General features: G+C 40.7%; 22 protein-coding genes and 3 pseudogenes. 12 read left to right on the top strand and 13 right to left on the bottom strand.

The genetic code is table 11. From position 1 onward, the window contains the following. Position 1: 1 nt before the first annotated feature. The 3 genes from F896_RS05905 to F896_RS05895 all read right to left on the bottom strand — a co-directional run bounded on the left by F896_RS05905 (position 2) and on the right by F896_RS05895 (position 3,634). Positions 2-1,108 carry an NAD/NADP-dependent octopine/nopaline dehydrogenase family protein gene (locus F896_RS05905; protein WP_016164407.1) on the bottom strand — a complete coding sequence of 369 codons (1,107 nt, stop codon included), beginning with the start codon at positions 1,106-1,108 and terminating at the stop codon, positions 2-4. An 84-nt stretch (positions 1,109-1,192) separates the two neighbouring features. Then, the gene (locus F896_RS05900; RefSeq protein ID WP_016164408.1) at positions 1,193-2,203 is read right to left on the bottom strand and encodes an AraC-like ligand-binding domain-containing protein; all 1,011 of its coding nucleotides are present in this window, start codon (positions 2,201-2,203) and stop codon (positions 1,193-1,195) included. A gap of 87 nt (positions 2,204-2,290) precedes the next feature. Continuing rightward, the gene (locus F896_RS05895) at positions 2,291-3,634 is read right to left on the bottom strand and encodes a spinster family MFS transporter (RefSeq protein ID WP_016164409.1); all 1,344 of its coding nucleotides are present in this window, start codon (positions 3,632-3,634) and stop codon (positions 2,291-2,293) included. 382 nt (positions 3,635-4,016) lie between these two features. On the opposite strand from F896_RS05895, the gene F896_RS05890 reads away from it, so the two are divergent. Next, positions 4,017-4,409: a hypothetical protein gene (locus F896_RS05890; RefSeq protein ID WP_016164410.1), complete on the top strand. Its 393-nt coding sequence runs from the start codon at positions 4,017-4,019 to the stop codon at positions 4,407-4,409. Between the two features lie 369 nt (positions 4,410-4,778). Next, complete coding sequence (locus F896_RS05885) at positions 4,779-5,138, top strand: hypothetical protein (protein WP_005211225.1); 360 nt, start codon at positions 4,779-4,781, stop codon at positions 5,136-5,138. 337 nt (positions 5,139-5,475) lie between these two features. Here F896_RS05885 and F896_RS05880 read toward each other — a convergent pair whose 3' ends face one another. Next, positions 5,476-6,822, bottom strand: a complete 1,347-nt coding sequence (locus F896_RS05880) for a PQQ-dependent sugar dehydrogenase (RefSeq protein WP_016164411.1) — start codon at positions 6,820-6,822, stop codon at positions 5,476-5,478. 110 nt (positions 6,823-6,932) lie between these two features. After that, entirely contained in the window at positions 6,933-7,964 is a 1,032-nt protein-coding gene (locus F896_RS05875; protein WP_016164412.1) for a LysR family transcriptional regulator, read from the bottom strand. Between the two features lie 196 nt (positions 7,965-8,160). On the opposite strand from F896_RS05875, the gene F896_RS05870 reads away from it, so the two are divergent. The 3 genes from F896_RS05870 to F896_RS05860 are packed head-to-tail and all read left to right on the top strand — an operon-like array spanning position 8,161 to position 14,052. Then, complete coding sequence (locus tag F896_RS05870) at positions 8,161-9,384, top strand: efflux RND transporter periplasmic adaptor subunit (RefSeq protein WP_016164413.1); 1,224 nt, start codon at positions 8,161-8,163, stop codon at positions 9,382-9,384. 5 nt (positions 9,385-9,389) lie between these two features. After that, positions 9,390-12,569 (top strand): multidrug efflux RND transporter permease subunit AdeG, encoded by a 3,180-nt coding sequence (gene adeG, locus F896_RS05865; RefSeq protein WP_016164414.1) that lies wholly within the window; start codon positions 9,390-9,392, stop codon positions 12,567-12,569. 10 nt (positions 12,570-12,579) lie between these two features. Next, on the top strand, positions 12,580-14,052 hold the full coding sequence (locus F896_RS05860) for an efflux transporter outer membrane subunit (RefSeq protein ID WP_016164415.1): 1,473 nt from the start codon (positions 12,580-12,582) through the stop codon (positions 14,050-14,052). 91 nt (positions 14,053-14,143) lie between these two features. Here the strand turns inward: F896_RS05860 and F896_RS05855 are convergent, their stop codons facing one another. Beyond that, entirely contained in the window at positions 14,144-14,359 is a 216-nt protein-coding gene (locus F896_RS05855; RefSeq protein WP_016164416.1) for a hypothetical protein, read from the bottom strand. 117 nt (positions 14,360-14,476) lie between these two features. On the opposite strand from F896_RS05855, the gene F896_RS05845 reads away from it, so the two are divergent. Both F896_RS05845 and F896_RS05840 read left to right on the top strand, forming a co-directional pair. After that, a protein-coding gene (locus F896_RS05845; protein ID WP_085940850.1) for an IS3-like element ISAba21 family transposase occupies positions 14,477-15,642 on the top strand; the annotation gives its coding sequence in 2 pieces (ribosomal slippage) (positions 14,477-14,735 and positions 14,735-15,642; 1,167 coding nt in all). A 103-nt stretch (positions 15,643-15,745) separates the two neighbouring features. Continuing rightward, a complete protein-coding gene (locus F896_RS05840) occupies positions 15,746-15,979 on the top strand; it encodes a hypothetical protein (protein WP_016164417.1) in 234 nt (77 codons plus the stop codon). Between the two features lie 295 nt (positions 15,980-16,274). On the opposite strand, the pseudogene F896_RS0119975 reads toward F896_RS05840, so the two are convergent. Next, positions 16,275-16,566, bottom strand: a pseudogene (locus F896_RS0119975) (FMN reductase); the annotation flags it as partial. Between the two features lie 209 nt (positions 16,567-16,775). On the opposite strand from F896_RS0119975, the gene F896_RS05835 reads away from it, so the two are divergent. Continuing rightward, a complete protein-coding gene (locus F896_RS05835; RefSeq protein ID WP_016164419.1) occupies positions 16,776-17,696 on the top strand; it encodes a chromate resistance protein ChrB domain-containing protein in 921 nt (306 codons plus the stop codon). A gap of 2 nt (positions 17,697-17,698) precedes the next feature. Further along, positions 17,699-19,051: a chromate efflux transporter gene (gene chrA / locus F896_RS05830; RefSeq protein ID WP_016164420.1), complete on the top strand. Its 1,353-nt coding sequence runs from the start codon at positions 17,699-17,701 to the stop codon at positions 19,049-19,051. Positions 19,052-19,107: 56 nt separating this feature from the next. Here the strand turns inward: chrA and F896_RS21390 are convergent, their stop codons facing one another. Both F896_RS21390 and F896_RS05825 read right to left on the bottom strand, forming a co-directional pair. Continuing rightward, entirely contained in the window at positions 19,108-19,233 is a 126-nt protein-coding gene (locus tag F896_RS21390; protein ID WP_155765788.1) for a YHYH domain-containing protein, read from the bottom strand. A gap of 1 nt (position 19,234) precedes the next feature. Then, positions 19,235-19,804: a TetR/AcrR family transcriptional regulator gene (locus tag F896_RS05825; RefSeq protein WP_016164421.1), complete on the bottom strand. Its 570-nt coding sequence runs from the start codon at positions 19,802-19,804 to the stop codon at positions 19,235-19,237. 106 nt (positions 19,805-19,910) lie between these two features. Here F896_RS05825 and F896_RS05820 point away from each other — a divergent pair, with 106 nt between their 5' ends. Both F896_RS05820 and F896_RS05815 read left to right on the top strand, forming a co-directional pair. Then, entirely contained in the window at positions 19,911-20,696 is a 786-nt protein-coding gene (locus F896_RS05820) for an SDR family NAD(P)-dependent oxidoreductase (protein ID WP_016164422.1), read from the top strand. A 30-nt stretch (positions 20,697-20,726) separates the two neighbouring features. Beyond that, entirely contained in the window at positions 20,727-21,332 is a 606-nt protein-coding gene (locus F896_RS05815; RefSeq protein ID WP_016164423.1) for a nitroreductase family protein, read from the top strand. A gap of 396 nt (positions 21,333-21,728) precedes the next feature. Here the strand turns inward: F896_RS05815 and F896_RS20500 are convergent. From F896_RS20500 to F896_RS05805, 4 genes and pseudogenes are all read right to left on the bottom strand, one after another. Beyond that, positions 21,729-22,067, bottom strand: a pseudogene (locus tag F896_RS20500) (hydrolase or metal-binding protein); the annotation flags it as partial. Between the two features lie 6 nt (positions 22,068-22,073). Further along, a complete protein-coding gene (locus F896_RS05810) occupies positions 22,074-22,484 on the bottom strand; it encodes a hypothetical protein (RefSeq protein WP_016164424.1) in 411 nt (136 codons plus the stop codon). Between the two features lie 645 nt (positions 22,485-23,129). Beyond that, positions 23,130-23,491 (bottom strand): annotated as a pseudogene (locus F896_RS0119980) (hypothetical protein); the annotation flags it as partial. Positions 23,492-23,705: 214 nt separating this feature from the next. Next, positions 23,706-24,290, bottom strand: coding sequence for a TetR/AcrR family transcriptional regulator (locus F896_RS05805; RefSeq protein ID WP_016164425.1), 585 nt, complete (start codon positions 24,288-24,290; stop codon positions 23,706-23,708). A gap of 417 nt (positions 24,291-24,707) precedes the next feature. Here F896_RS05805 and F896_RS05800 point away from each other — a divergent pair, with 417 nt between their 5' ends. Next, complete coding sequence (locus F896_RS05800) at positions 24,708-25,568, top strand: hypothetical protein (RefSeq protein WP_016164426.1); 861 nt, start codon at positions 24,708-24,710, stop codon at positions 25,566-25,568. The last annotated feature ends 42 nt before the right edge of the window (positions 25,569-25,610 follow it).

Consider the following 25,610-nt stretch of genomic DNA (forward strand, 5'->3'; position numbering starts at 1 on the left):
CTTAGACTCCTTGCTGCAACATTGCTTGCAACTCAGCTTTGCTTTTCTCTGCCAATCCCAGACTCTCAAGAGTCCGCCCGTCCTGATACAAATCCTTGCCTGTCACCGCAGACGCAATATTCAGTAGCCCTTCTGCTACAGGTGTCACGACCCCTGCCCAACGCCCAACCGAGACCAGAAAGGATAGCCCCAGACGTGTATCTTCCAGCATGTAACGATGTGTCTGTAGATCAATGTCTTCACGCCAATCGCCACTATCCGTTAAGTTGCCATGCGCGCCACGCCCATACATCCATTCATCCCCCTCACCATCTTTATTGTAATGATCGGCTAGAGGAAAATGCGGCGCAGCATAGCCAAGTGCTTCCCGAACCTGCATACGTTCCGCATCTAACTGATTGGTAACACGGCGAATTGAGGGTTGTGTGCCTTCATGATGAATATCCCAAGCCTCAAAATGTTCCAGTGGTCCAGCATTCATCAGAATCAACGGTGGATGAATAATTGGCCCTGCATTCATCAAGGCACCGCTAAGGCTGTCTTCGATCGGCTCAACACTTGGATAAGCCTGTTTGAGAACTTGAAATGCATGTTCAGACAAAACACTTGGAAAGACACCCGTCGGTAAACGAGTCGCATAACCACTGACCACAATCTGATTGACCCCATGCTTACGAACCAAATACGGTAAGGTTCCAGTTTCCGCAAATGCCACTTGAGCAGTGTTACCTGCTTCTCGCATGGCTTTGGCAAAGATATAGCTACCAAAGGTCGCTGGTGGTAAATACACCACTTGTCCTGCTTGAAAAAACGCTGCTGCCTGCTGAGCCAAATCCTGATGCGTGGTTGCAGGCAAAGGAATAATGACCAACTCCGCATGCTGAATGGCATGTTCTAAATGATCCGAGAGATTAATCTGGCTATTTTCAAAGCCAACACTCACTGCGCGCTCACCCTGAAAATCTTTGATTTTAAGCTCGCCCGTTGCGGCAAGTTGCTGCAACGCTTCTCGATCACGACGCCATAACACCACCTCGTGGCCTTTTTCTGCCATTTCCACCGCTGCTGCATAACATCCGTGTCCACCACCGAGTACTGTAATTTTCATGTGCGCTCCTGCTGATTGATTTGTCATTCAGCATAGAACGATCACAGTCTAAGAGCTTATCCAAATGCGCAGTGAATATTCCATTTACGCACGCATTTGACTGACTGGCACAGCATCTTTTTTTAGGGTGTACGATGGCAAGCAACCAAAGCGCTTTTTATACAGCGTCGAGAAATGCCCAAAACTTTGGATGCCATGCTCCAATAAAATATCGGTGACGGTTTCATCTGTCTGTGCATGCTGCAAAGCCAAATGTACCCGTTCCAATCGTTGCTCACGAATATATTCCACTGGGGTTTGCTGTAAATATTGGCTAAAGCCCTTTTGCAAAGTTCGTATCGACACATCGCAATACTGACTTAAATCAGCGAGTGAAATGGCCTGCTGTACATGTTCCTGAATATATTGCTGTGCTCTTTTAATATAGCTTGGCAGCAGTTGTTGCCGTTGGGCATTCAACCTTTCTGTATAATTATTCGGAATTTTCAGCAAAATTAGCTCAATCAAATACTGGCTAAAACTGGCTGAAATAAAGCTCCAGTTCTGAATATGATAATAGGCATGACACAGATAATTCAGCGTTTCAATGATCGCATCAAACCCTTCAGCACTACATGATAAAGAAGGATCAAAATACAGGGGTTGCTGGCTGCGATATCCCAACATGTTAAACAATTGGGTTTCGATATCCTGTTGCGCCAGTTTTAAAATAATATTACGACAATGCTGGTTGGTGACGATCTGCTGTCGCGTATGTGGATGAGTGACTGACATAATCCCCACAGATTGTACGATTTGTTGCTGATCAAATCCGACCTGACATTGCCCTTCCAGTGTGATTCGAAATAAATAAAAGTCAGCACTATCTTCAATGCTAATCATCACAGGTGCACTATATTTCAGATCGTACAGTGCACCACGGCCAAAACTAAAACCATTTAATCGGGTGTTTAAAGCTTGATGTGTCTCAACATCAAAACGATGTGGGCAGAGATAGTGACTGATTCGATCTTTAATGGTCTGATAATCATCGGATTTAAATAATAACAAATCATCCAGATAATGCAGATAATCAACTTTCAACGCTGTTTGCATCATTTCACTCCTTTGCGATGGATTGCACTGGCAAAGCACAAAGCCCATTACAATGAATGGGCCTTACATCGTCCGTGTAACATCAACTCAAGATGCATGCTCCTGCTGCATACTGTCACTAAATGCCTGACAGCCTTTTTTCAATAAGATAAAGGCCAACACACAAGAAATCGTACCCACAATCGACAGTGACATACCGACCATCAATGGATTTTCAAACACCTTATCGGTAATCAAAGCCACCAATGTAGTGCCAATTCCAACAGCAACCAGATTACTGATCAACAAGAATACCGCTGAGATTTGTGCACGTAACTGGTTCGGTGCCAACATTTGCATAGCAGTCGTTGAAATCGGCATTGGGAATGAAGCAAAGAACATTGCAGGAACTAAAAACACCACTGATAACCATAACTCATTCACTTGAGTAAAGACCATCATCGGAATGATTAAACCCACAATCCCAATCACGCCTGTAATCATCGGCGCATCTTTACGGCCCTTTTGAATAAACCAATCATTGAGCCAACCCGCACAAAATACGCCTAGAATATTCGCCACCAGTAACACACTACCTAGCATATAGCCTGCTTCAGTTGGCGTGAGACCAAACTTGCGCATATAGAATGCAGGCGACCAGCTGATCAGGCAATACAACGCCATTGCATAAAAAGTAAAACCTAAATAGTGACATTTGAAGGTGCGACCATGCTTTTTAATAAACTCGAAGGCATCCTTCATACTGGTCTTTTCTACTTGCCCCTGTGCATTTAGACGCTGACCTTTACGTTGTGGTTCTCTCACGGTGAGTAAAACCAATAGACCAATAAAGACACCAGGTAACCCGACAATAATAAATGCTGCTTGCCATGCCTTAAGTGCACCAAAAACCGGAAACATGATGGTATCCATATTTTTAAGTAAACCAATCACATAGCCACCGACCAGAAAAGCGATTCCGCCGCCGACAAAAGAACCAATTGAATACACCGCAACAGCGCGTCCAAGCTTATCCTTGCTAAACATATCGCTGAACATTGAATAGGCTGCTGGAGACAAAGCAGCCTCACCTACACCCACTCCCATACGACTCAAAAATAGCTGAACAAAGTTCTTACTCAGACCACAAAATGCCGTTGCAATACTCCAAAACACCACCCCGATGGCAATAATTTTTGGACGGGAGAATCGATCTGCCAGGTATGCCAAGGGTAGGCCCATAAAGGCATAAAACAGGGAAAAGGCCAAACCATGTAATAAACTGAATTGCGTATCTGAAATTCCCAGATCAGCCTTGATTGGCTCGATCATGAGTGCAAGTATTTGCCGATCAATAAATGAAAAGATATAAGCCAACATGCACAGTAGTACCACATACCATGCATAGAGATTTGATTGAGCTTGTTTCGGCTCAGTAGATTGCGTATCCATTTTGCTTCCTTGTCCATGCCATTTTTCTAATGCGTCTTCTTAATGGAGACCGTGTGACCAGAATCCGTTTCTGCTCTGTCTTCAATAAGGTAAATCATCCCTCTCTATATTTATTATTTTTACATGGAATTTTCCATAATATTTCAGGTATAAAGTTATACCTTTTTTGCGATCTTCGCGACTTAAACGTTTGGATAAATGATTGAAGACTCACTTTGATGATTTAAATATTTGATATGATAAACTTTTTAAAATTTGGCATCAAAGTATTCTTAAATCGTGAAAAATACGGATCCTTATTTTATTTTAAAATTATATTGAATTTTACATTTATTTTTGGTTTAAAATAAAGCGAGATACTCAATTTTCAATGGAAATGAATATGGCACTTATCAAAGAACACGCAATCGAAAGCATTCATAGCATGCATGTCTTGATTGAAAACATTTTTAGTGGCAAACATGCAGAACAAGACCTTGCCCTGCTGATCGACTATTTTGCAGATCATTTTGAAATGGTCGGTGCGGCTGGAAAACGTATTTCACTCGAACAAGTGAAAGGTCTATTTGCCAATAATCAAGGCAAAATGCCAGATATCCAGATTGAAATTTATGATGAACAAATCTTGATGCAAAAAGAAGATGCAATTGTTCTGACCTATACCGAAAAGCATACCAAAGACACAGGTATTTTGATTCGACGCTCATGCGCTTTAATTGAAGAAATTAACGGAAAAATGGTCTGGAGTTATTTGCAAGAAACATTTTTAGCCTAAATAAATCATGTAAAAATTCTTGTAAAAACAAGAGTTTTTACATCCCAAACATATCTAAAATAGACGATAACAATGCCCTCACTTCAAGTTTAACGCTCAGTTTAAAACCAATGGAACAGGTACATAGCAAATGCTGCTCTGCCCTAAATATCCTGACTTAGATATATGGATAATTATTAAAGTACAAGTATTTACATGAACGATAAATACTTATGCCATTGTTCCGTTAAAATCAGAACTGAAAAAGCGATGTCGCTGATTTCTCTCATCAGAAACATGTCTTCTTCCAAAGTATGATATTGGCTCACTCATTTGATTGAGCAAAATCAACTGGGCGACTCAATAAAGAAATACAGGATAAATCGTTTTATGGAAAAACCTATCGAATGCCCTAAATGTGGTTCGACTGAAATTGAAACACGTAATCATGACAAACTACTCAGAACCACAGGTGGAGTTTTACTGATGGCAGCAGGAACAACGGCAGGAACTGTCGGTGGTGCTGCAAGTGGTGCTTCCGTTGGTGCAGCCATTGGTACTGTAGCTGGACCTCTTGGTGTAATTGTCGGTGGGACTGTAGGTACTTTTGTCGGTGCAATCAGTGCAGGTGTTACGGGTGGTGTTATTGGTAATATTTTTGGAAAAAAAGCGGGTGTGATGGTCGATAAGAATATTTTTCAGGATTACCGTTGCTTAAAGTGCAAATATCGTTTTAAACAAAAGAAATAAGACCTGATTTATTCCAAATCAATTGGGGAACAGATTTTTAAATCAGTTCTCCAAATGCTTCCAGTTTTAATCCCTGTTCAGTAACCCCTATCAGCAGTTCTACTGCATCAGTTTTATGTCTAAATATAGTCGATCTGTATTTTTCAAATAAAAAAAATCTCAAACCCTTGGGGAAGAGAATGAGATTACGATATTAACTATCGCGAATGCGTTATTTTTATCACATATAAGTTAAAAAACACATAATACATCACAAAAACAATACATAACTGTCTACCCAAGCTTTGCGGTGATTAGGTTCAAACAAAGAAATGATTCAAGTTGCTGAGCTGCTATTTTACTCTCGTATTGGTGTTTCATAGGCCGTTTGAGCAATAGGCGATACACGCCAAATCACATCACCAACATCATCAGCCACTAAAAGTGCACCAGAAAAATCAATCGCAACGCCAACAGGTCTTCCATATGCCTCACCTTTGTCATTTAAGAAGCCAGTCAATACATCTTGTAGTTGTCCATACGGCTGACCACTTCTAAACGGGACAAAAATCACTTTATAGCCACTATGCGGTTTACGATTCCATGAACCATGCTGACCAATGAATGCGCCACCTCTATACTGTGGCATTAATTCCGTCGCATAAAAGGCCAACCCTAAAGATGCGGTATGATTTCCCAAAGCATAATCAGGTTTAAGTGCACGAGCCACCTTCTCAGGATTTTGTGGTTTTACCCGAGTATCGACGTGCTGACCGTAATAGCTATAGGGCCAGCCATAAAATGCACCATCTTTAACCGAGGTCATATAATCAGGTACTAAATCACTACCTAACTCATCACGCTCATTTACTACCGTCCAGAGCTTACCACCTTGTGGTTGCCATCCCATTCCATTTGGGTTTCTGAGTCCTGTGGCAAAAGGTCTTGCTTTGCCAGTGGCAATATCAAACTCTAAAATCTGCGCTCGATCAACTTCCTTGTCCAACCCATTCTCAGCCACATTACTATTCGACCCAACAGAGATATATAGTTTGGTACCCTCTGGATTTGCAATCACATTCTTCGTCCAATGATGATTGAGTTTTCCTGCGGGTAGATCCAAAACTTTCGTTCCCTGCGCCGTAATTTTTGTCACACCATCCCGATAAGGAAAACGTATCAAGGCATCGGTATTGGCGACATAAAGTGCATTCCCCACCAAAGTCATACCAAACGGCGAATTTAAGTTTTCGAGGAAAACCGTATTTTTATCAGCAATCCCATCTCCATTGGTATCACGCAGTAAACGAATACGATTGGCACTTGGAAAAGATGCCCCTGCACGTTGCATCACCTTTTTCGCAATTTTTCCACGAATCCCTTTGCTATCATCAGGCTTAGGTGGCGCATCGGTTTCAGCTACTAACACATCACCATTTGGTAATACATAGAGCCATCGTGGATGATCTAGCCCTTGGGCATATGCCTGAACTTTTAAACCTTCTGCTGGCGTCGGCATCACACCCTTCGGCCAACCTTTAGCAGGGGCAATATTAACAATAGGCACTAAACTTGATTGAAGTTTGGGCAATACGGGTTGAGGACCATAACTTGCTGAAATAGGATATTGAGATGCGGCGCTACAGCCTGCAAGTACGAGAACAATACTGGTTCCTAATATAGAGTATTTCAATTGAGGCAACATTATTCATCTCCTTTTTATTATTATGATGGAAACAAGATGATCTCGTCTATGTATGTGCAAGGTATTCGTTGTATGAGATAGATCAAACCCAAAAGGAATCTACCTCATCTTTAAGTCTTTAAAGCACGTGCCTCAGCGATATTATGCTGCTCCACCAAAGTCCGAATGGTATATTCATGATTGGTTTTCTGGTCACAAGCAAATTCACATTTCTGATCCAACGGCAAAGCACTACCGCCTAATAATGGACATCCAGCAAACAGCTCCGCCACCCAGTCAACAAAGACTCTGACTTTGTGCGATAAATGCCGACTTTGCAAATACACCACCGAAATTGGCATCGGTGCAGGCGTCCATTTTGGTAATACTTCCTTTAAAGTCCCCGCCTCAAAATGATTGGTCAACATATAGCGTGGACCTTGAATCAGACCAAAGCCTTGCAGCGCCAAATCGATATAGGCATCTCCATCATTGACCGAAACCTGCCCATTAACACTGACACTCTGGATTAAGTCATCGACTACAAAATCCCAGTCAAAATTACGTCCTGTACGACTGGAGAAAAAATGAATGGCTTGATGATTTTTTTGTAAATCTTCCAGTGTCTTCGGTTCACCATATTTTTCTAAATAACAAGCAGATGCTGCTGTTGCACACTGAAACGTACCAATACGGCGGGCAATCAAGCTCGAGTCTTGTAGCTCTCCCACCCGAATTGCGCAATCCACTGCCTCACCGACCAAATCTACAGGCCGATCATTCATACCAATCACCAAATCAATATCGGGATAGCGATGATGAAACTCTCTTAACCTTGGAATTAAAATCAAGCGACCAATCGAGACAGGCACATCAATCCTTAAGCGACCTCGCGGCCCTCGTTCCTCATCATGGAACGACGCTTCAATATCTTCAACATCGGCCAAAATTCGCAGGCTGCGGTCATAATACACTGCACCATCAGGTGTTAAGCTCAGTTTACGCGTGGTGCGATTGAGTAGGCGAACCTGTAAATGTTTTTCTAAACCCTGAATGGTCGTGGTCACCGAAGCACGCGGTAGCCCAAGACTGTCTGCCGCCAGACTAAAGCTGTTGGTTTCAACCACTTTATTGAAGACTCTCATTGCATGAAATAGATCCACAGGCCCACTCCCATTGTTGTATTTTTCCAGTTTCACACAACAATTATTATAAAAATACGAATAGTGTTATCAAATTTAGTATATTTATTCGTAATTGACAAACTTTTATGCTCCTTTCATTCCATAAACCTGTTTCTCCCATACAGACCACAACAAAAAGTCTGAAAACAGGGATTCAAATAACCAGGAGCATCCCATGTCAATTTCTCGCAAACAGCTGACGCTGTCTGCCGTCATTGTTGCTATTTTTGCAACGGGTGGCAGTTTTATTCTCTTCCAAGAAAAAGCAGATGCCAAAGCCACTCCAACAGCCAGCTCTCCACCTGCTGCGACCGTGGATGTTGCAAATGTCATCAGCCAAACCATTACCGACTGGCAAGAATATTCCGGACGTCTGGAAGCCATCGATCAAGTCGATGTCCGCCCTCAGGTCTCAGGCAAACTGATTGCCGTACATTTTAAAGATGGTAGCTTGGTCAACAAAGGTGACCTGCTCTTCACCATTGACCCTCGCCCTTTTGAAGCAGAGCTGAATCGAGCCAAAGCGCAACTGGCTTCTGCGGAAGCACAAGTGACTTACTCTTCAGCTAACTTAGGCCGCAACCAGCGTTTAATCCAAAGTAACGCAATTGCCCATCAAGAACTCGACCAAGCGGAAAATGAAGCCCGCTCAGCCAATGCCAACTTACAAGCAGCCAACGCCGCAGTGGAAACCGCCCGTTTAAATCTGGAATATACCCGTATTACTGCACCTGTCAGTGGACGTATTTCCCGTGCCGAAGTCACGGTAGGTAACGTGGTTTCAGCAGGTAATGGTGCCCAAGTTCTCACCAGTTTGGTTTCGGTGTCGCGTCTGTATGCTTCTTTCGATGTCGATGAACAGACTTATTTAAAATATATCAGCAATCAACGCAACTCAGCCCAAGTTCCTGTCTATTTAGGTCTCGCCAATGAGTCTGGTTTTAGCCGCGAAGGTTTTATCAGTTCTATCGACAATAATTTAAATACCACCTCAGGCACCATCCGTGTCCGCGCCACCTTTGATAATCCCAAAGGGGTGATGCTCCCTGGACTGTATGCCCGCATTCGTCTTGGCGGTGGACAACCTCGTGCAGCAATTCTGATTAGCCCGACTGCGATTGGTGTCGATCAGGACAAGCGTTTTGTGGTGGTGGTCGATGAGAAAAACCAAACCGCATATCGTGAAGTTAAATTGGGTGCGCAACAAGATGGTCTGCAGATCATCAATAGTGGTCTGCAAGTCGGTGATCGAATCGTGGTGAATGGTTTACAACGTATTCGTCCGGGCGATCCTGTGAGTCCACATCTGGTCCCTATGCCGAATCCTCAAATCATCACCGATAACACAGCTCAACAACCTCAGCCTACAGAAAAAGCCCCAACTTCGGCAAAAGGTTAATCCTCATGAATATTTCTAAATTTTTTATTGATCGTCCGATCTTTGCTGGGGTGCTGTCCGTCCTGATTCTACTGGCGGGCTTACTCTCTCTTTTCCAACTGCCTATTTCTGAATATCCAGAAGTGGTGCCACCCTCTGTCGTGGTACGTGCCCAATATCCGGGTGCCAATCCCAAAGTGATTGCTGAAACTGTTGCTTCTCCTTTGGAGGAATCCATCAACGGCGTAGAGAACATGCTGTATATGCAGTCTCAGGCCAACAGCGATGGCAACCTGACCATTACCGTGAATTTCAAACTCGGAATTGATCCAGACAAAGCGCAGCAACTGGTCCAGAATCGGGTTTCTCAAGCTTTGCCACGTTTGCCAGAAGATGTACAACGTCTCGGTGTGACCACACTCAAAAGTTCACCGACCTTGACTATGGTGGTACATCTGACCTCACCCGATAATCGCTATGACATGACCTACTTGCGTAACTATGCCGTGCTCAATGTCAAAGACCGTTTGGCACGTTTACAAGGTGTAGGTGAAGTCGGTCTATTTGGTTCAGGCGATTACGCCATGCGCGTGTGGTTAGACCCACAAAAAGTGGCGCAACGCAATCTCACCGCCACCGAAATTGTGAATGCAATTCGTGAACAGAATATTCAGGTTGCCGCAGGAACCATCGGTGCTGCACCAAACAATTCACCCTTACAACTTTCCGTCAATGCACAAGGCCGTTTAAGTACCGAACAGGAATTTGCCGATATTATTTTAAAAACGGCAGCCGATGGTGCGGTGACGCGATTAGGTGATGTGGCACGTGTTGAACTGGCCGCTTCACAATATGGCTTGCGTTCATTACTGGACAATAAACAGGCGGTGGCGATTCCAATTTTCCAAGCACCGGGTGCCAATGCCTTACAGGTCTCGGACCAAGTGCGTAGCACCATGGCGGAACTGTCCAAAGATTTTCCAGCCTCAATTAAATACGACATTGTTTACGACCCAACCCAATTCGTGCGTTCAAGTATCAAAGCGGTGATTCATACTCTGCTTGAAGCGATTGCACTGGTGGTTGTGGTGGTGATCCTGTTTTTACAAACATGGCGTGCCTCAATCATTCCGTTACTGGCAGTGCCTGTTTCAATCATTGGTACCTTCGCCTTAATGCTGGCCTTCGGTTATTCCATCAATGCCCTATCACTCTTCGGAATGGTGCTCGCCATCGGGATCGTGGTCGATGATGCCATCGTGGTGGTGGAGAATGTCGAGCGGAATATTGAAGCAGGACTCAGTCCACGAGATGCGACTTACCGTGCCATGCGTGAAGTAAGTGGACCGATTATAGCCATCGCATTGACCTTGGTTGCCGTGTTCGTCCCGCTGGCCTTTATGACAGGATTAACGGGGCAATTCTATAAGCAATTCGCCATGACCATTGCCATCTCCACCGTGATTTCGGCATTCAACTCACTCACCCTATCTCCTGCTTTAGCAGCCATGTTGCTGAAAGGTCATGATGCCAAACCTGACTTCCTGACCCGTGTGATGAACCGTGTTTTCGGACGCTTCTTTGCCCTGTTTAACCGCGTATTCTCACGCGCATCGGATCAATATGGTCGTGGCGTCAGTCGGGTGATTTCGCATAAAACCTCCGCGATGGGCGTCTATGCAGTACTACTCGGTCTGACCATTGGGATTTCTTATATCGTTCCGGGTGGCTTTGTCCCTGCACAAGATAAGCAATACCTGATCAGCTTTGCCCAATTACCGAATGGTGCCTCACTGGATCGAACCGAAACCGTGATTCGTAAAATGAGCGATGCGGCACTGAAACAACCCGGTGTAGAAAGTGCGGTGGCCTTCCCTGGCTTATCCATTAATGGCTTTACCAACAGTTCCAGCGCAGGGATTGTGTTTGTGACCTTAAAACCATTTGCGGAACGTAAAGCAGCCGATCTTTCTGCCAATGCCATTGCAGGTGCTTTGAATCAGAAATACACCGCGATTCAAGATGCGTATATTGCAGTATTCCCGCCACCACCGGTAATGGGTCTCGGCACCATGGGCGGCTTTAAACTGCAGCTCGAAGATCGCGGTGCATTAGGCTATGCCGAGTTAAATAACGCAGCACAATCCTTTATGAAGGCGGCACAATCTGCACCTGAATTGGGGCCAATGTTCTCCAGTTATCAAATCAATGTACCGCAATTGAATGTTGATCTGGATCGGGTCAAAGCCAAACAACAAGGCGTTGCCGTCACTGATGTATTTAATACCATGCAGATTTACCTCGGTTCACAATACGTGAATGACTTTAACCGCTTTGGTCGTGTCTATCAGGTGCGTGCCCAAGCCGATGCGCCATTCCGTACCAATCCTGAAGATATTTTACAGCTTAAAACCCGTAATAATGCAGGGCAAATGGTGCCGCTGTCTTCACTGGTCAATGTGACTCAAACCTATGGCCCAGAGATGGTCGTGCGCTATAACGGCTACACCGCAGCGGATATTAATGGTGGTCCTGCACCGGGTTATTCATCAAGCCAAGCCGAAGCTGCAGTAGAGCGCATTGCCGCTGAAACCTTACCACGTGGGGTGAAGTTTGAATGGACCGATCTGACCTATCAAAAAATCTTGGCAGGTAATGCCGGATTGTGGGTATTCCCGATCAGTGTGTTATTGGTTTTCTTAGTCTTGGCGGCGCAATATGAAAGCCTGACCTTGCCATTGGCTGTGATTCTGATTGTCCCAATGGGTATCTTGGCTGCTCTAACTGGGGTTTGGCTCACAGGCGGTGATAACAACATCTTTACCCAAATCGGCTTGATGGTGCTGGTCGGGCTGGCCTGTAAGAATGCCATCTTGATCGTGGAATTTGCCCGAGAACTGGAAATGCAAGGCGCGACCGCATTCAATGCTGCGGTTGAAGCCAGTCGATTACGTTTGCGTCCAATCTTGATGACTTCAATCGCCTTCATTATGGGGGTGGTTCCACTGGTCACATCAACAGGTGCTGGTGCTGAAATGCGTCATGCCATGGGCGTTGCGGTGTTCTTTGGTATGATCGGAGTGACTTTCTTTGGTTTGTTCCTGACCCCTGCCTTCTATGTATTGATTCGTACCCTGAACAGCAAACATAAACTGCATTCGGCAGCTGTGCATGAAGCACCACTACACAGTTCACACGATCACTAAGGAGCAGGACATGACAGGACTCAAACCCCACTGGATACTCTCCTCACTGATGGGAAGCCTGCTGCTTGCAGGCTGCTCATTGGCACCTGAATATCAGCCTGCCAAGGTGGTTATTCCACTGCAATTCAAGGAAGCGGATACCAAACTGGATGATCCCAACTGGACCATTGCGCAACCTGCCGATGCGCAGTCTCGCGGTGAATGGTGGCATCTTTTTAATGACCCACAACTGAATGATCTGGAACAACAAGCCATTGCGGGTAACCAGAATTTAAAGGCGGCAGCGGCCAATATTCAGGCCTCACGAGCTTTAAGGTCTGCTGCACAAGCTGAACGTTTACCCAGTATTGGTGCAGGTTTTGGGCCAACCCGTCAGAAGCCCTCACCCGCTTCTTTAGGACTTGATTCGGATGCATCCACATCTGCACGTACCTTATGGCGGGCACAAGCCAATGTCTCTTATGAACTAGACCTATTTGGACGAATTGCCAGCAGTGTCAATGCGGCGACCGCAGATGTACAGCAACAAGAAGCGTTGTATCATTCTGCACTGTTAGCCTTGCAAGCAGATGTGGCACAGGCTTACTTTCTGATTCGTCAATTCGATGCTGAACAGGCCATCTATGCGCAAAACATCAAGTTACTGACAGAGAATCAAAATTTGATTCAAGCACGTTATCGCAATGGTCTTGTCAGTGACCTGGATGTTTCTCGCGCACAAACCGAACTCTCGACTGCCCAAAGTACTGCATTCAGCATTACACGGAGTCGTGCCAGTACCGAACATGCATTGGCAGTATTACTCGGTAAAGCGCCTGCTGAATTTAGCTTAGCGATTCAACCCTTATCCGCTACGGCGATTCGCCTGCCTGCGGGTTTACCTTCGAGCTTGCTTGAACGCCGTCCCGATATTGCTGCTGCTGAACGGGCTATGGCCGCTGATAATGCGCGGATTGGTATTGCCCGTGCTGCCTTTTTCCCCAAACTGGATCTCACTGGTGCGTTGGGTTATGAATCAGCAAGTTTAGGCGATTTGGGTAAATGGTCGAGTCGAACTTTTTTACTCGGCCCTGTTGCAGGCACAATTTTGTCTTTACCGTTATTTGATGGTGGGCAACGTAAAGCAGGTGTAGCTCAGGCGCGTGCAGGCTATGAACAAAGTGTCGCCAATTATCGACAGACAGTGTTGAATGCTTTCCGTGAGGTTGAAAATGGTTTGTCTGATCAGCGTATTCTGGATCAGCAAATACAGGCACAGGGTCAAGCACTTGCGTCATCCCGACATGCCAATCGGCTTTCACATTTGCGTTATCGTGAAGGCAGCATTAGTTATCTGGACGTGATTGATTCAGATCGGAGCATCTTGCAACAAGAGCAATTGGCTGCGCAGCTTCATGGTAGTCGAATGATTGCCAGTGTGGATCTGATTCGTGCTTTAGGTGGAGATTGGCATACAGGACAAGCGGAGTTGGCACGGCAATAATGTATATTTAGAATAGATTAAAGCCCCATATATGATGGGGCTTTTTTAAACTTAAAATATATTAGTATGCCTACATTAATTAAGCCTATGATTATTTTACATAGGACCAAACATCAGGATCTTGATAATTTTCATCTATTTTATATCCCTTCTGTTTTGCTTCTCGCTCTTGTGAAAATCTCACTAATTTATTTTTTTCCACCATCTTTTGAAATGCCATTTCTAATTCTTGGCTATTCATTTGATCAAAATTACTTATACTATTTCTTTCATCATAACGTATAGTCTGAATCGTATAACGCAACATATATTGCTCTTGTTTTTTCTCATTAATGGCAGTTTGATCAATACTAAATTTTGATGTGTGCTGAGAAAACAGGAGGTTTTAACTTGGTAAACTATAGACACTCATCAGGAGTTTACCATGAGCAAGAAACAGAAGACTTACACCGCAGAATTTAAAGTTGAAGCAATAAAATTGATTGAAGCCAATCAAGGCAATGTATCGGAAACAGCCAGACAACTTGGCATTTCAATGCAAACTCTTTCAAATTGGAATAATAAAGCAAAGACTGGCACCTTAGCAGGCACTAAACAATATTCACCTGATCTAAATGCCTTACTCGAAGAAAATAAAAAGCTCAAACAACAGCTCAAAACAGCTGAAATGGAACGTGAATTTCTAAAAAAGGCAGCAGCGTACTTTGCGAAAGAAAGTCAGTAAGGTACGCCTATATGAAACAGCAAAGACATTTATTCCCGATTAGCTTTATGGCTAGATTACTTCACGTTTCAGTGTCACGATTTTATGATTGGCTAAAACGAGGCATGAATAAAAGATTGGTTCAGCGAAATCAACAGACAATTTTGGTCAAAATAGCTCATGAGGAAACTAAACAAAGCTATGGCTATATTCGATTAACTAAGCATTTACAAGCGCAAGGTATCAAAATCAGTACGTATGCTGTACGTCAAATAAAAAAGCTCAACCAGCTGTATTGTAAGCGTCATAAGCGTTTCAAAAGAACTACGAAGAGTGATCATAATCGAGCGATCTACGCAAATTTACTAGAGCAACAGTTTTCAATGACTAAGCCCAATCTTGCATGGTCAAGCGATATTACATACATTTGGACTGCTGAAGGTTGGTTATACTTGGCAGCAGTAAAAGACCTGTACACGAAACAAGTGGTTGGCTATAGCTTAAATGAGCGTATGACCGCACAACTTGTTTGCAATGCACTGACTATGGCGATTCGTAATCAAAAACCAACGAAAGGCTTAATTGTTCATTCGGACAGAGGCAGCCAATATTGCAGCCATGAATATCGAAAGATACTGGAAAAATGTGATTTTCAAGGTTCAATGAGCAAACGTGGGGACTGTTACGATAATGCACCGATTGAAAGTTTCTGGGGCATACTCAAGAATGAATTAGTGCATCATTGCAACTATAAAACCAGAGATGAAGCTAAAGCAGATATTACAAAATACATTGTGTTATTTTATAATCAGCGAAGAATTCAAAAGAGTTTGGATTTTAAAACGCCAAATCAAATAGCAGAGAACTTTTATCGGTTAGCTGCCTAGCATATCCCAAGTGAAAGTCTCCTGCTAATTCAGCACATATCACAGCTTAGATCTCAACTATAAGATTCCAGAATTTAATGTAAAGGATATCAATGATTTCAATGTGTATCTTCATTACAGCCGATACGATAAAACAAAAAAAGTATTTTTAGATTCAGAGCAACTCGTACTAGGTTCCGCATTTACCTACAAGAAGAATGTTTATATTGCTGCGGAATGGTTATTTGGAAAAAATAATCCGTATATCGGTGGTAGTAGTTATGGACAGAGTCTTGCTGCAGGAGGAAGCAATCAATGGGAAAATCAAGTCAACGTTAATATTGGTTATTATTTTTAAGCTCTAGCTAGTTGAAATAAATAATATTTTAAATACTTAAATTTCGGCATAAAAAAGCCCTGAAACTTTCATTTCAGGGCTTTTCGAATTTTGGTGGAGATGGCGTCAGTTGAATTTAATCAATAACATTTTGTTTTATCTATATTTTATTTTTATAAAACTCAAATTTACCCAATCTTGACCCATTAGCTTTTTGTACATTTTTTGATGGGTTAAAAATTCTGAACCCAATAAAATTAGAGGGAACACCCGTACCCTCTTTAATTCTAGCGCTTAGGATATAAAATTTAACACGCTACACAGCAACAGTCTTTTTATGATGTAGTCTTGCCTCAGCAACATCTAAATCCAGTACTTCAACAGATGGCAGTATAGAATCTTGTTCAACTTGCTTATTGATACTCAAGTCTTGATTGGCCTTTTCTGATTTAGCTTTAACCTTTTGCTCACGTAATCCTTTAGCTGGCTGGTGCCCATTGCAAAATTGGTAAAGCTCGAGCAACAGCAAGTAAAATACGGTCATTCAATGCTTCACTTTTGACTGTATATTCAGGAGTAAAGTCTCGATCTATTGCATAAAAACCTATAACTATCAATAAATTTCAATACTTTAATGAAAGCAGTAATCAAGTTATTGTTTATATTTCATCATTTTTTTAAATCAGTGTTGTTTTCACAATACCTAATAAAGAAATGACTTGGCTTAATCATTTTTTAAAATTAGAAATCTATTCTTTGTATATATGTCTTGATTTTTTATGTGTAACATATTAAACAAATAAGTTGAGTATATTACATGAAAATATCCTTACTCATATCCTCGCTACCTACACAGAATACAACCACTCGTATGAGAGTCTGGCGATCTCTCAAAGCAAGCGGCGCAGCAATTCTAAGAGATGGCGTCTATTTGCTCCCTATTTCCCATAGTGAAAAGTTTGATCCTATTGCACATGATGTTATCTCAGAACAAGGGGCTGCTTATATCTTTCATGCAGAGCAACCCTTAAATCTTGAGCTTGCTCCTTTTTTCAGTCGGAAAGAAGAATACGACATCCTCTATAAACAACTGTCTGAATTAAGAGATCGGCAGACCAAAGATGAAAAGAAAGAGCTACTCAAGCAAATCCGGAAATTAAGAAAAAGTATCGATGCACTGGTAGAAATTGACTATTACCCCGATGAGACTCAAGCACAGGTTTTAAATGAGCTTTCCTCTTTAGAACTTTCAATTGCACGTCTCGGTGAAGTGAATGAACCTCAAGCAATACAAGCTCATATTCAACCTCTGGATAAAGGTAATTATCAAAACAGAATTTGGGCAACACGTAAAAGACCCTGGATTGATCGTCTAGCTTCTGCATGGCTAATCAAGACTTTTATAGATACTTCACCCACATTCATTTGGTTAGAAACGCCAAGTGACTGCCCCAAAGATGCATTTGGATTCGATTTTGATGGTGCAACTTTCAGTCATATCAATCACTGGGTGACCTTCGAAGTTCTTTTACATAGTTTTGATCTAGAAACACCCGCATTAAAAAAAATCGCTGAAATTGTTCATTACCTTGATGTAGGTGGGATTGAGCCTCCAGAAGCAATCGGTATTGAAAAAGTTATTCAAGGAATTCGAAGTCAGATAAGTGACGATGACCAATTATTTGCATTATCGAATCACATTTTCGATGGCTTATATGCCAACCTATCAAGAGAATAATCATGGAACAAGAACTTGTTATACAACCAGAACAAGAGATACAGTCAGTTTCATTTTGGCAAGCATTTCTATTCTGGCTTAAATTGGGGTTTATTAGTTTTGGTGGACCAGCAGGACAAATTGCTGTCATGCACCAAGAACTCGTTGAACAAAAACGTTGGATCTCTGAAAAACGTTTTTTACATGCTCTCAACTACTGCATGTTATTACCCGGACCTGAAGCTCAACAATTAGCAACCTATATCGGTTGGTTAATGCACAGGACTATAGGTGGTATTGTTGCAGGTGTCTTATTCGTTTTACCCTCGTTATTTATCCTAATCACGCTCTCATGGGTCTATGTAAAGTTTGGTGATGTGCCTATCATTGCTGGGCTCTTTTATGGAATTAAACCTGCTGTTGTTGCTATTGTCTTTCATGCAACTTACCGAATTGGCAGCCGATCATTAAAGAATAAATTTTTATGGGCGATCGCTGCACTTGCATTCGTTGCTATCTTTATCTTTAACCTTCCGTTTCCCTTAATTGTTCTAAGCGCTGCAATCATTGGATACTTGGCAAGTAAAAAATATCCAAGCTTTTTTACTGGTGGAAGTTCACATCAGCAAGGTAAAAAAGATTATGGCCCAGCATTAATTGATGATGATACTCCAACCCCAGAACATGCCATATTTAGTTGGAAGCACTTTGGAAAAATTTTATTTATCGGTGCAATTTTATGGTTTACACCCATTATAGGTTTGACTCTTACCTTGGGATGGGATCATGCCTATACACAAATGGCTTGGTTCTTCACGAAGGCTGCACTGTTAACATTTGGTGGGGCTTATGCAGTATTACCTTACGTGTATCAAGGTGCTGTAAATTTTTATGGTTGGTTGAGTCCAACACAAATGATCGATGGTTTAGCACTAGGTGAAAGTACCCCTGGCCCACTGATTATGGTGGTTGCGTTTGTAGGATTTCTAGGTGGCTTTAATCATGCATTATTAGGAAGTGATCATGTATTTTTAGCAGGCGCCTTAGGTGCTGTCATTGTTACTTGGTTTACGTTTCTATTTTCTTTCATTTTCATTCTAGCTGGTGCCCCAGTGATTGAATCAACTCATAATGAGTTGAAATTTACTGCACCATTAACAGCAATCACTGCTGCTGTAGTGGGGGTAATTTTAAATCTTGCACTTTTCTTCAGCTATCATGTTTTATGGCCGAATGGATTCAATCATCCTTTCAACTTTGAAGCTGCATTCATTGCAATTGGAGCATTTGTTGCCTTATTCCATTTTGAAGTCAAAGTCATGTATGTGATTTTTGCTTCTGCATTCTGTGGCTTGATTTTATATATAGGTGCATAAGCTCAGTGTTTTAGCGTTCAAAAGAAAAGGAAGCTAAGGTTCCTTTTCTTGTACCATTAGTGGCAGTGACGATCCCCTGTCTTGCTATTCGTATGGCAGCCTGAAGAATCAGTACCACCTGAATGAGCAAAAGCATTTGTTAACGAAAGCCCCATTAAACATACTAAAATTAGTTTCTTCATATTATTCAGCTATAAGTTTTATTAAATCTTCTTTACAGTCTAACAATATTTCATCTGACAAACTCGAATTATCAGGGCATGCCCGAGACAATACGACTGCCCCAACCGACGTAGATAAGATATAAATCGCTTTTTTCCGGAGATCAGCATTTTCATACGTAGAATGTTTAGCAAGTTCAGCCATAATAAATTGCAGTAAATGTTCGATACCACTTTCAAACTCTTGTTTAACTTGCTTAGGTTGCCTTGCCGCATCACAGGATAAAGCGGCCAAAGTACAGCCCTGATCAGCATGATCTCGATGCTGCTTAGAAACATATAGTTGAATAAATTGTTTCAAGCTTAGCCCATCAATTTGTTTTAAAACTTGTTCAACACCATTTTTTACACTAATTTGAATTAGGTCTAGTTTAGAACTGAAATGCTTATAAAAACCGCCATGTGTGAAACCTGCACTGGACATCAATTCAGCAATTCCAATGCCATCATAACCTTTGCTTTTAAATAGCTCAGTCGCCTTAGTCACAATCTTCTCACGATTTTCTTTAACCTGAGTCTTGGTCACTTTCATTGGCAATGCTCAACATGGATAGCAATAATTCGATTATACATTGATTATGATTGACATCAAAGAAATACAAGTTTAGATTATGATCATAATCTAAAGAGAAGCAATTATGAATAAACATTCTAAAGCACTGGTAACAGGCGCATCTTCAGGTATTGGTGCAGTCTATGCAGATCGTCTGGCAAAACGCGGGTATGATTTAATTCTAGTAGCAAGAGATCAAAGCCGATTGAAACAAATTGCGCAAAAAATCCAACAACAATATGGCGTCCAAGTTGAAGTGATGGCCGTCGATTTATCTAAAAATGAAGATGTAATATCAATTGAAAACCGACTCAAATCCGATCCTCAAATTAATCTACTGGTCAATAACGCAGGAATTAGCGTTAGTGGTCAGTTTTTAGAACAGGATTTAGAACAAATTGAGAAACTGATTTCTTTAAATATCTCAGCGTTAGTCCGCTTATCTCACGCAATTCTACAAAGATTAATCCCTCAAAACACGGGTGCTATTATCAATCTTGGATCAGTGGTTGGCCTTGCCCCAGAGTTTGGTCTGACTGTGTACGGTGCAAGTAAATCATTTGTCGAATTTTTTAGTCAAAGCCTGAGCTTAGAACTCAAAGAAACCAATGTTTATATTCAGGCTGTGCTCCCCTCTGCGACAAAAACCGCAATATGGGAACGTTCAGGTGCCGATATCAGTCAAATGCCTCCAATGATGGATGTGGATCAACTTGTGGATGCAGCTTTGATTGGCTTTGATAAACGAGAAACGATAACAATACCAGTTTTAAAAGATCAAAATTTGTGGAAAACTTATCAAAATTCACGTTTAAAACTTTTACCTAATTTTTCCTCAAGCGAAGTCGCACTTCGCTATCAATCCCAATAATTTTTCCAAAAAAATTCAAGGATATAATTTATGAATGTAATCGATGCAATTCAACAACGCCGTGCCATTAAACGCTTTGACCCAGATTTCAAAATCTCGGATGCAGATAAAAAGAAATTATTAAGCAGTGTCATGGAAAATGCACCGAGTGCCTTTAACCTTCAGCACTGGCGACCCGTGTTGGTTGAGAATGTTGAATTAAGAAAGCAGATAAGAGCAATTGCCTGGGATCAGCCACAAGTTACAGAATCATCATTATTGATTGTTTTATGTGCAAAAGTCAGTACGTGGGAAGTTGATGCGAAGCATGTATGGGATGGGGCTTCTCCAGAAGTTCAAAATATTATGGTTGGCGCAATTGACCAATATTACCGTGACCGCCCGCAAACCCAACGTGACGAAGTTATGCGTAGTGCGGGTATCTTTGCTCAAACGTTGATGTTACTTGCTCAAGAACATGGTTTAGACAGTTGCCCTATGGATGGTTTTGACTTTGATGCGATGGCAAAGCTAATTAACTTACCTGAAGATCATGTAGTGTGTTTAATGATTGCTGTTGGTAAATCAGCATCGCAACCTTACCCGAGAGTTGGGAAATTGCCTTATGATAACCTTATTACGATTGATTCATTCTAGTCTGTTTTAATGATCTTTAGATTATCATTCTGTCTTCAGATTGATCAGATGGTGTTATCAATAAACTCAAATTCTAAAGGATTTGAGTTTATATCTTAATCAAGATATGGATACTAAAAGTCAAAATTTCCAATTCTGCCCCTTAAAAAGCAAAAATTAGGTCAGATCATATCGGATAAACAAAAAACAAAATCTAAATAATTGAAATTAAATTATTTTTATTAGCTATGAACGTATGTGATTCAGTTTGATTTAAGTATTTGGTGGGATGGCGTCAGTTGAATTTAAAAAATAACATTCTGTTTTATCTATATTTTATTTTTATACAACTTAAATTTACCCAATGTTGGCCCTTTTCCTTTCAGACTATCCGTAGGATGGCTCACGTCGAGGTAACTCTATTTTCGGTTCACACATGCAAAACTCATCAACAATATCCATGTCCTTTTTAGCTCCTGCCTCAAAACAGGCATTGATAGTTCAGCCATGCCACATGATCTAAAACTTCCTGATAAAACCTTGCTAGCTTGCTTTGCTCGTCAATATGCTTTGGGGATCATGAAGGTTTAACCTATTACGTAAGGTTATGTCAACGTAATAGATTAGGGTACGATAGCTTTGTGTTGTGCTCTTACCCCTTAAAGTCAGTTGTAATGGCAGACATAAAAGTAAGTCACACGATGCTACATGGTAATATCGCAACCTTGCCCAAAGTGCGGATGTTGTTCTAAAAATAGATGATTAATCATCTTCAAAAAGTTGATGCATGGTCATAGCGACCAGTGAGCCAAACCCAGCCAATAACAGTTTCGCGTACCACATGCCATACCATGCTTTTTCCTCAGAAATGATGATCTTTGAATCATTAGATGCAGCCCAGTCAAGTAAAGAGTAGCTAGAACTTTTTAATGAATAGAAATCAAGTAAAGGGTGAAAACAGAGGGTGACCACCGCCCCTGCAATTGCATAGAAAGTTATTCTGGAAACAATTAATACCTCATTATTAAATTTTCCAATAAAATACAACAACGGGTTGATAGTGGCTGTAAACAACAATGTCCAACATCCCGTCTTATAGTCATAGCCATATTTTAGACTAAAAAAATATTGAACCATGAGCAGTAAAAAGATGAAACTTGTAATTAACCTCATAACTTTCCCATGTTAATCAGATAATTATTCTTATGGCTTTTTTCAAAAACAAAAAAAGTAATCCTTTAGTAAATAATAACGAGCCAAAGAGTGTCTGACTCATTAAAGTTATCACATTGATACAGCTAGCCCAAGATAATTAGCAATCACAAGAATACAGCTAAAGATAAACCTTTCCATCAATAAAACACCAAAAATCCCCATCACAGTTTTTAGCGACAAACTTAAATGATAAGGTAAAATGGGTGTATTCCTAATGTCTGGTGCGGCTTACATTTTAGCCACATTAACAAGTCACTGATACTGACCCCAATTAAGCCTAAAATGGTAAAAACACCAATTGCGACATTGACCCAACCAAACATTCGCCTCTCATATATTGCCACGCGATAACCGATTATGTGATCAAGCATTGATTTTGTTGAAATAATAGGAGGTTCAAAGCCTGAAGCGACTATTGCAACCCTTTTTGGATATCCTGAACAGATATAGGATCATGAACTTTCTCACGATACTTACCCTCTTCGGGATTTTTAAAAAGCTTGTATTCCCTACCCCCCAATTCTTCGTTTCTCAAAGCCAATTGTGTGGAAAAAATAAATCATAATGAAAACATAGATGGAGACCAATAGCCTCCACCTATGTTTAATTCAAAGCTTGCACCGACTGCTGCAAACCTTTTTGGATATCCTGAACATTTGTTAGGTCATGTGTTTACTGAGACTGTTCTAATTTAGACTCTTCCGTATAAAACGCCTCAACAATATCTAACACCTCTTCACCTCCCACTTCAAATTTAGCGTTGCCATAGCCTTGTCATGCCATATGATCTAAAGCCTCCTGATAAAAACCAGCTTTCTTGCTTTGTTCATCAATTTGCTTGGCTGAAGTAATCGCATCTTTCAGGTATGTACCATCCCGTAGTGTCAGGTCCACGTAGTAGATAAGTGATGGGTAGCTTTGGTGTACTTTACTCAGCAAGGTCAGTGCAATGGCAGACAAAGTAGTTTAATAGTAGTGTAGTCATCCTAACAATTTAGGTTTACTACCTTCATATTTATAATTATAGCTTCACCCTCAGAGTTACTTTAATTAGCATAAAATCTGAAATATGGTTTAAATAATATTTCTTAAAAAAGTTTTATAAATTAGTAAAATTTGCACCAAATTCTAAAACCAACATATTTTACCATTTAGAAAAAAATAATAATTTCCTTTTAATTAGCTCGCTGCTGGTAATTCATCTTTATTCTGATCTAAACTTACAAGTCTTTCAATGTAACTCCACGATTCTTCAATCTGCTCATAGTTTTGGTTGACATTTGCATATACAGTCATTCCATCTAGAATGTTAATAAACATAGAAGCTAAAACTTGAGGTTGAGAAACATTTAATTTTAAAAATAAATCTTCTGATAAGTTATGTAACCAGGTTCTATAACTCTCAATCGGATGTATAACAGATGGATACTGTTTCAAAACTTCAACTGTAGCTTTTTGAAACATACAACCATTAAAGTCCTCTGATTTAAACCAATTTACATACCATGAATAAATAGCTTTAATCCTACCCAAAGCATCACTTTCCCGGTATGTTTCGAGTTCACCTAGAATTGCTGTTTGAATATTTTCATTTCTTCTTATTAAACATGCTTCTACTAACTTTTCTTTAGAAGGGAAATACTTATAAAAAGTCATTTTCGCTACTCCAGATTCAAGAATAATTCTATCGACCCCAATCGAACCATAAGTAAATCGATTGAATAAATTTAATGCAGTTACAATAATATCTTCTTTTTTTGACATAACTTATTATCCCTTAATTTTTACACTTTCATTAGCTTAATGACAGAGCTAATTATGGCAGTCATTAAGCTTGATCTTATCAAGTGATATTTATCATTATACTTAAAAACCACCTAGCAAAACAAAATATTATTTTTATATTTTGTTTGTAACAAATTAAACTACTCTCCTATAGACTTTCAAGTCTATTTAATAAGTTTTTAAGTAAAATTTAACATGTCCAATTTTTTTTCAAAAAAACTTCCCCTCGATAAAATAATTTAATTTAGTATCATTAAAAATTGATTTTAAATATAAATGAATTTATATTTTCTCTATCCAATAAAAAATAGCTTTGGATTTGAGCCTCATTAACAATAAGCCAGATCATCATAAGCATACAGGATAGTAATAAAATCAACTGATAAGGAATAGATCATGACAGTAAAATTTGAGAACTTTAATAACCCGAGAAAAAATGCAATTGAAGGAATAAAGAAGAGTATCCCAGCTGAAATTTGGGAAAAAAATACAGTTTTTTTAAGTCAGTTGCGTAAGGCTATTTCTGAACACCCTGTTTCAAGGCATCCAGCAATTCAAATTCTTAATGATGGAGTGATTGATAAAGTTTCTTTAGAGAAAATTCATCTAGAATATCGCCATGCAATTGTACAAGTGTTTACTGATGCTCTACTCATGGCACAGTTCCAAGCTAAACAACTCGAACCACGTTTAAAATCGGGTTCCAAGATGTATCCACGTTTTCTACTGGCTTTAAACATTCTTGATGAGTTTGGCTTTCGACCAGGATTAGATGATGAAGGATATTATTCAGGTAATCCTGAATATGCTCATTATCCTCTATTCGAGGATGTATTAAATGATTTTAGAATTAGTCAAGACGATCGGAACTGTTACCAACCTTCTATGATTTCAGAAAAAGTAAGATCATATCTAGAAAACTCTTTTAATGACTATAAAGCTGTTACCGCTCTATTAGCTGTTGCTGAAGAAGAGGTCATTTTATTTAGCCCAGCATTGCGTCACGCCACTCATGCTATTGGTTACGATGTAGATAGCGGTTATTACTATGTTCATGGAGTATCACATGATGCAACAGCTGAAGCAGCAGACGATGACCATGAAGATGACTTATGGTTTGTTTTAGCCCAAGCGTGTACAGAAGAAGACTATGACTTCATCACAAAAATCTGTTTTGAGTACTGCGATCTATGGCAGCAATTCTGGGACAAACAAATTGCTGATCTTCAGTATGAACCTTATCAGAAATTAGCTTAATAAAGTTAACCCTCTGTATTTTCATATACAGAGGGTTAAGCT

The sequence above is a fragment of the Acinetobacter genomosp. 15BJ genome (assembly GCF_000400715.1).
Classification (GTDB): domain Bacteria; phylum Pseudomonadota; class Gammaproteobacteria; order Pseudomonadales; family Moraxellaceae; genus Acinetobacter.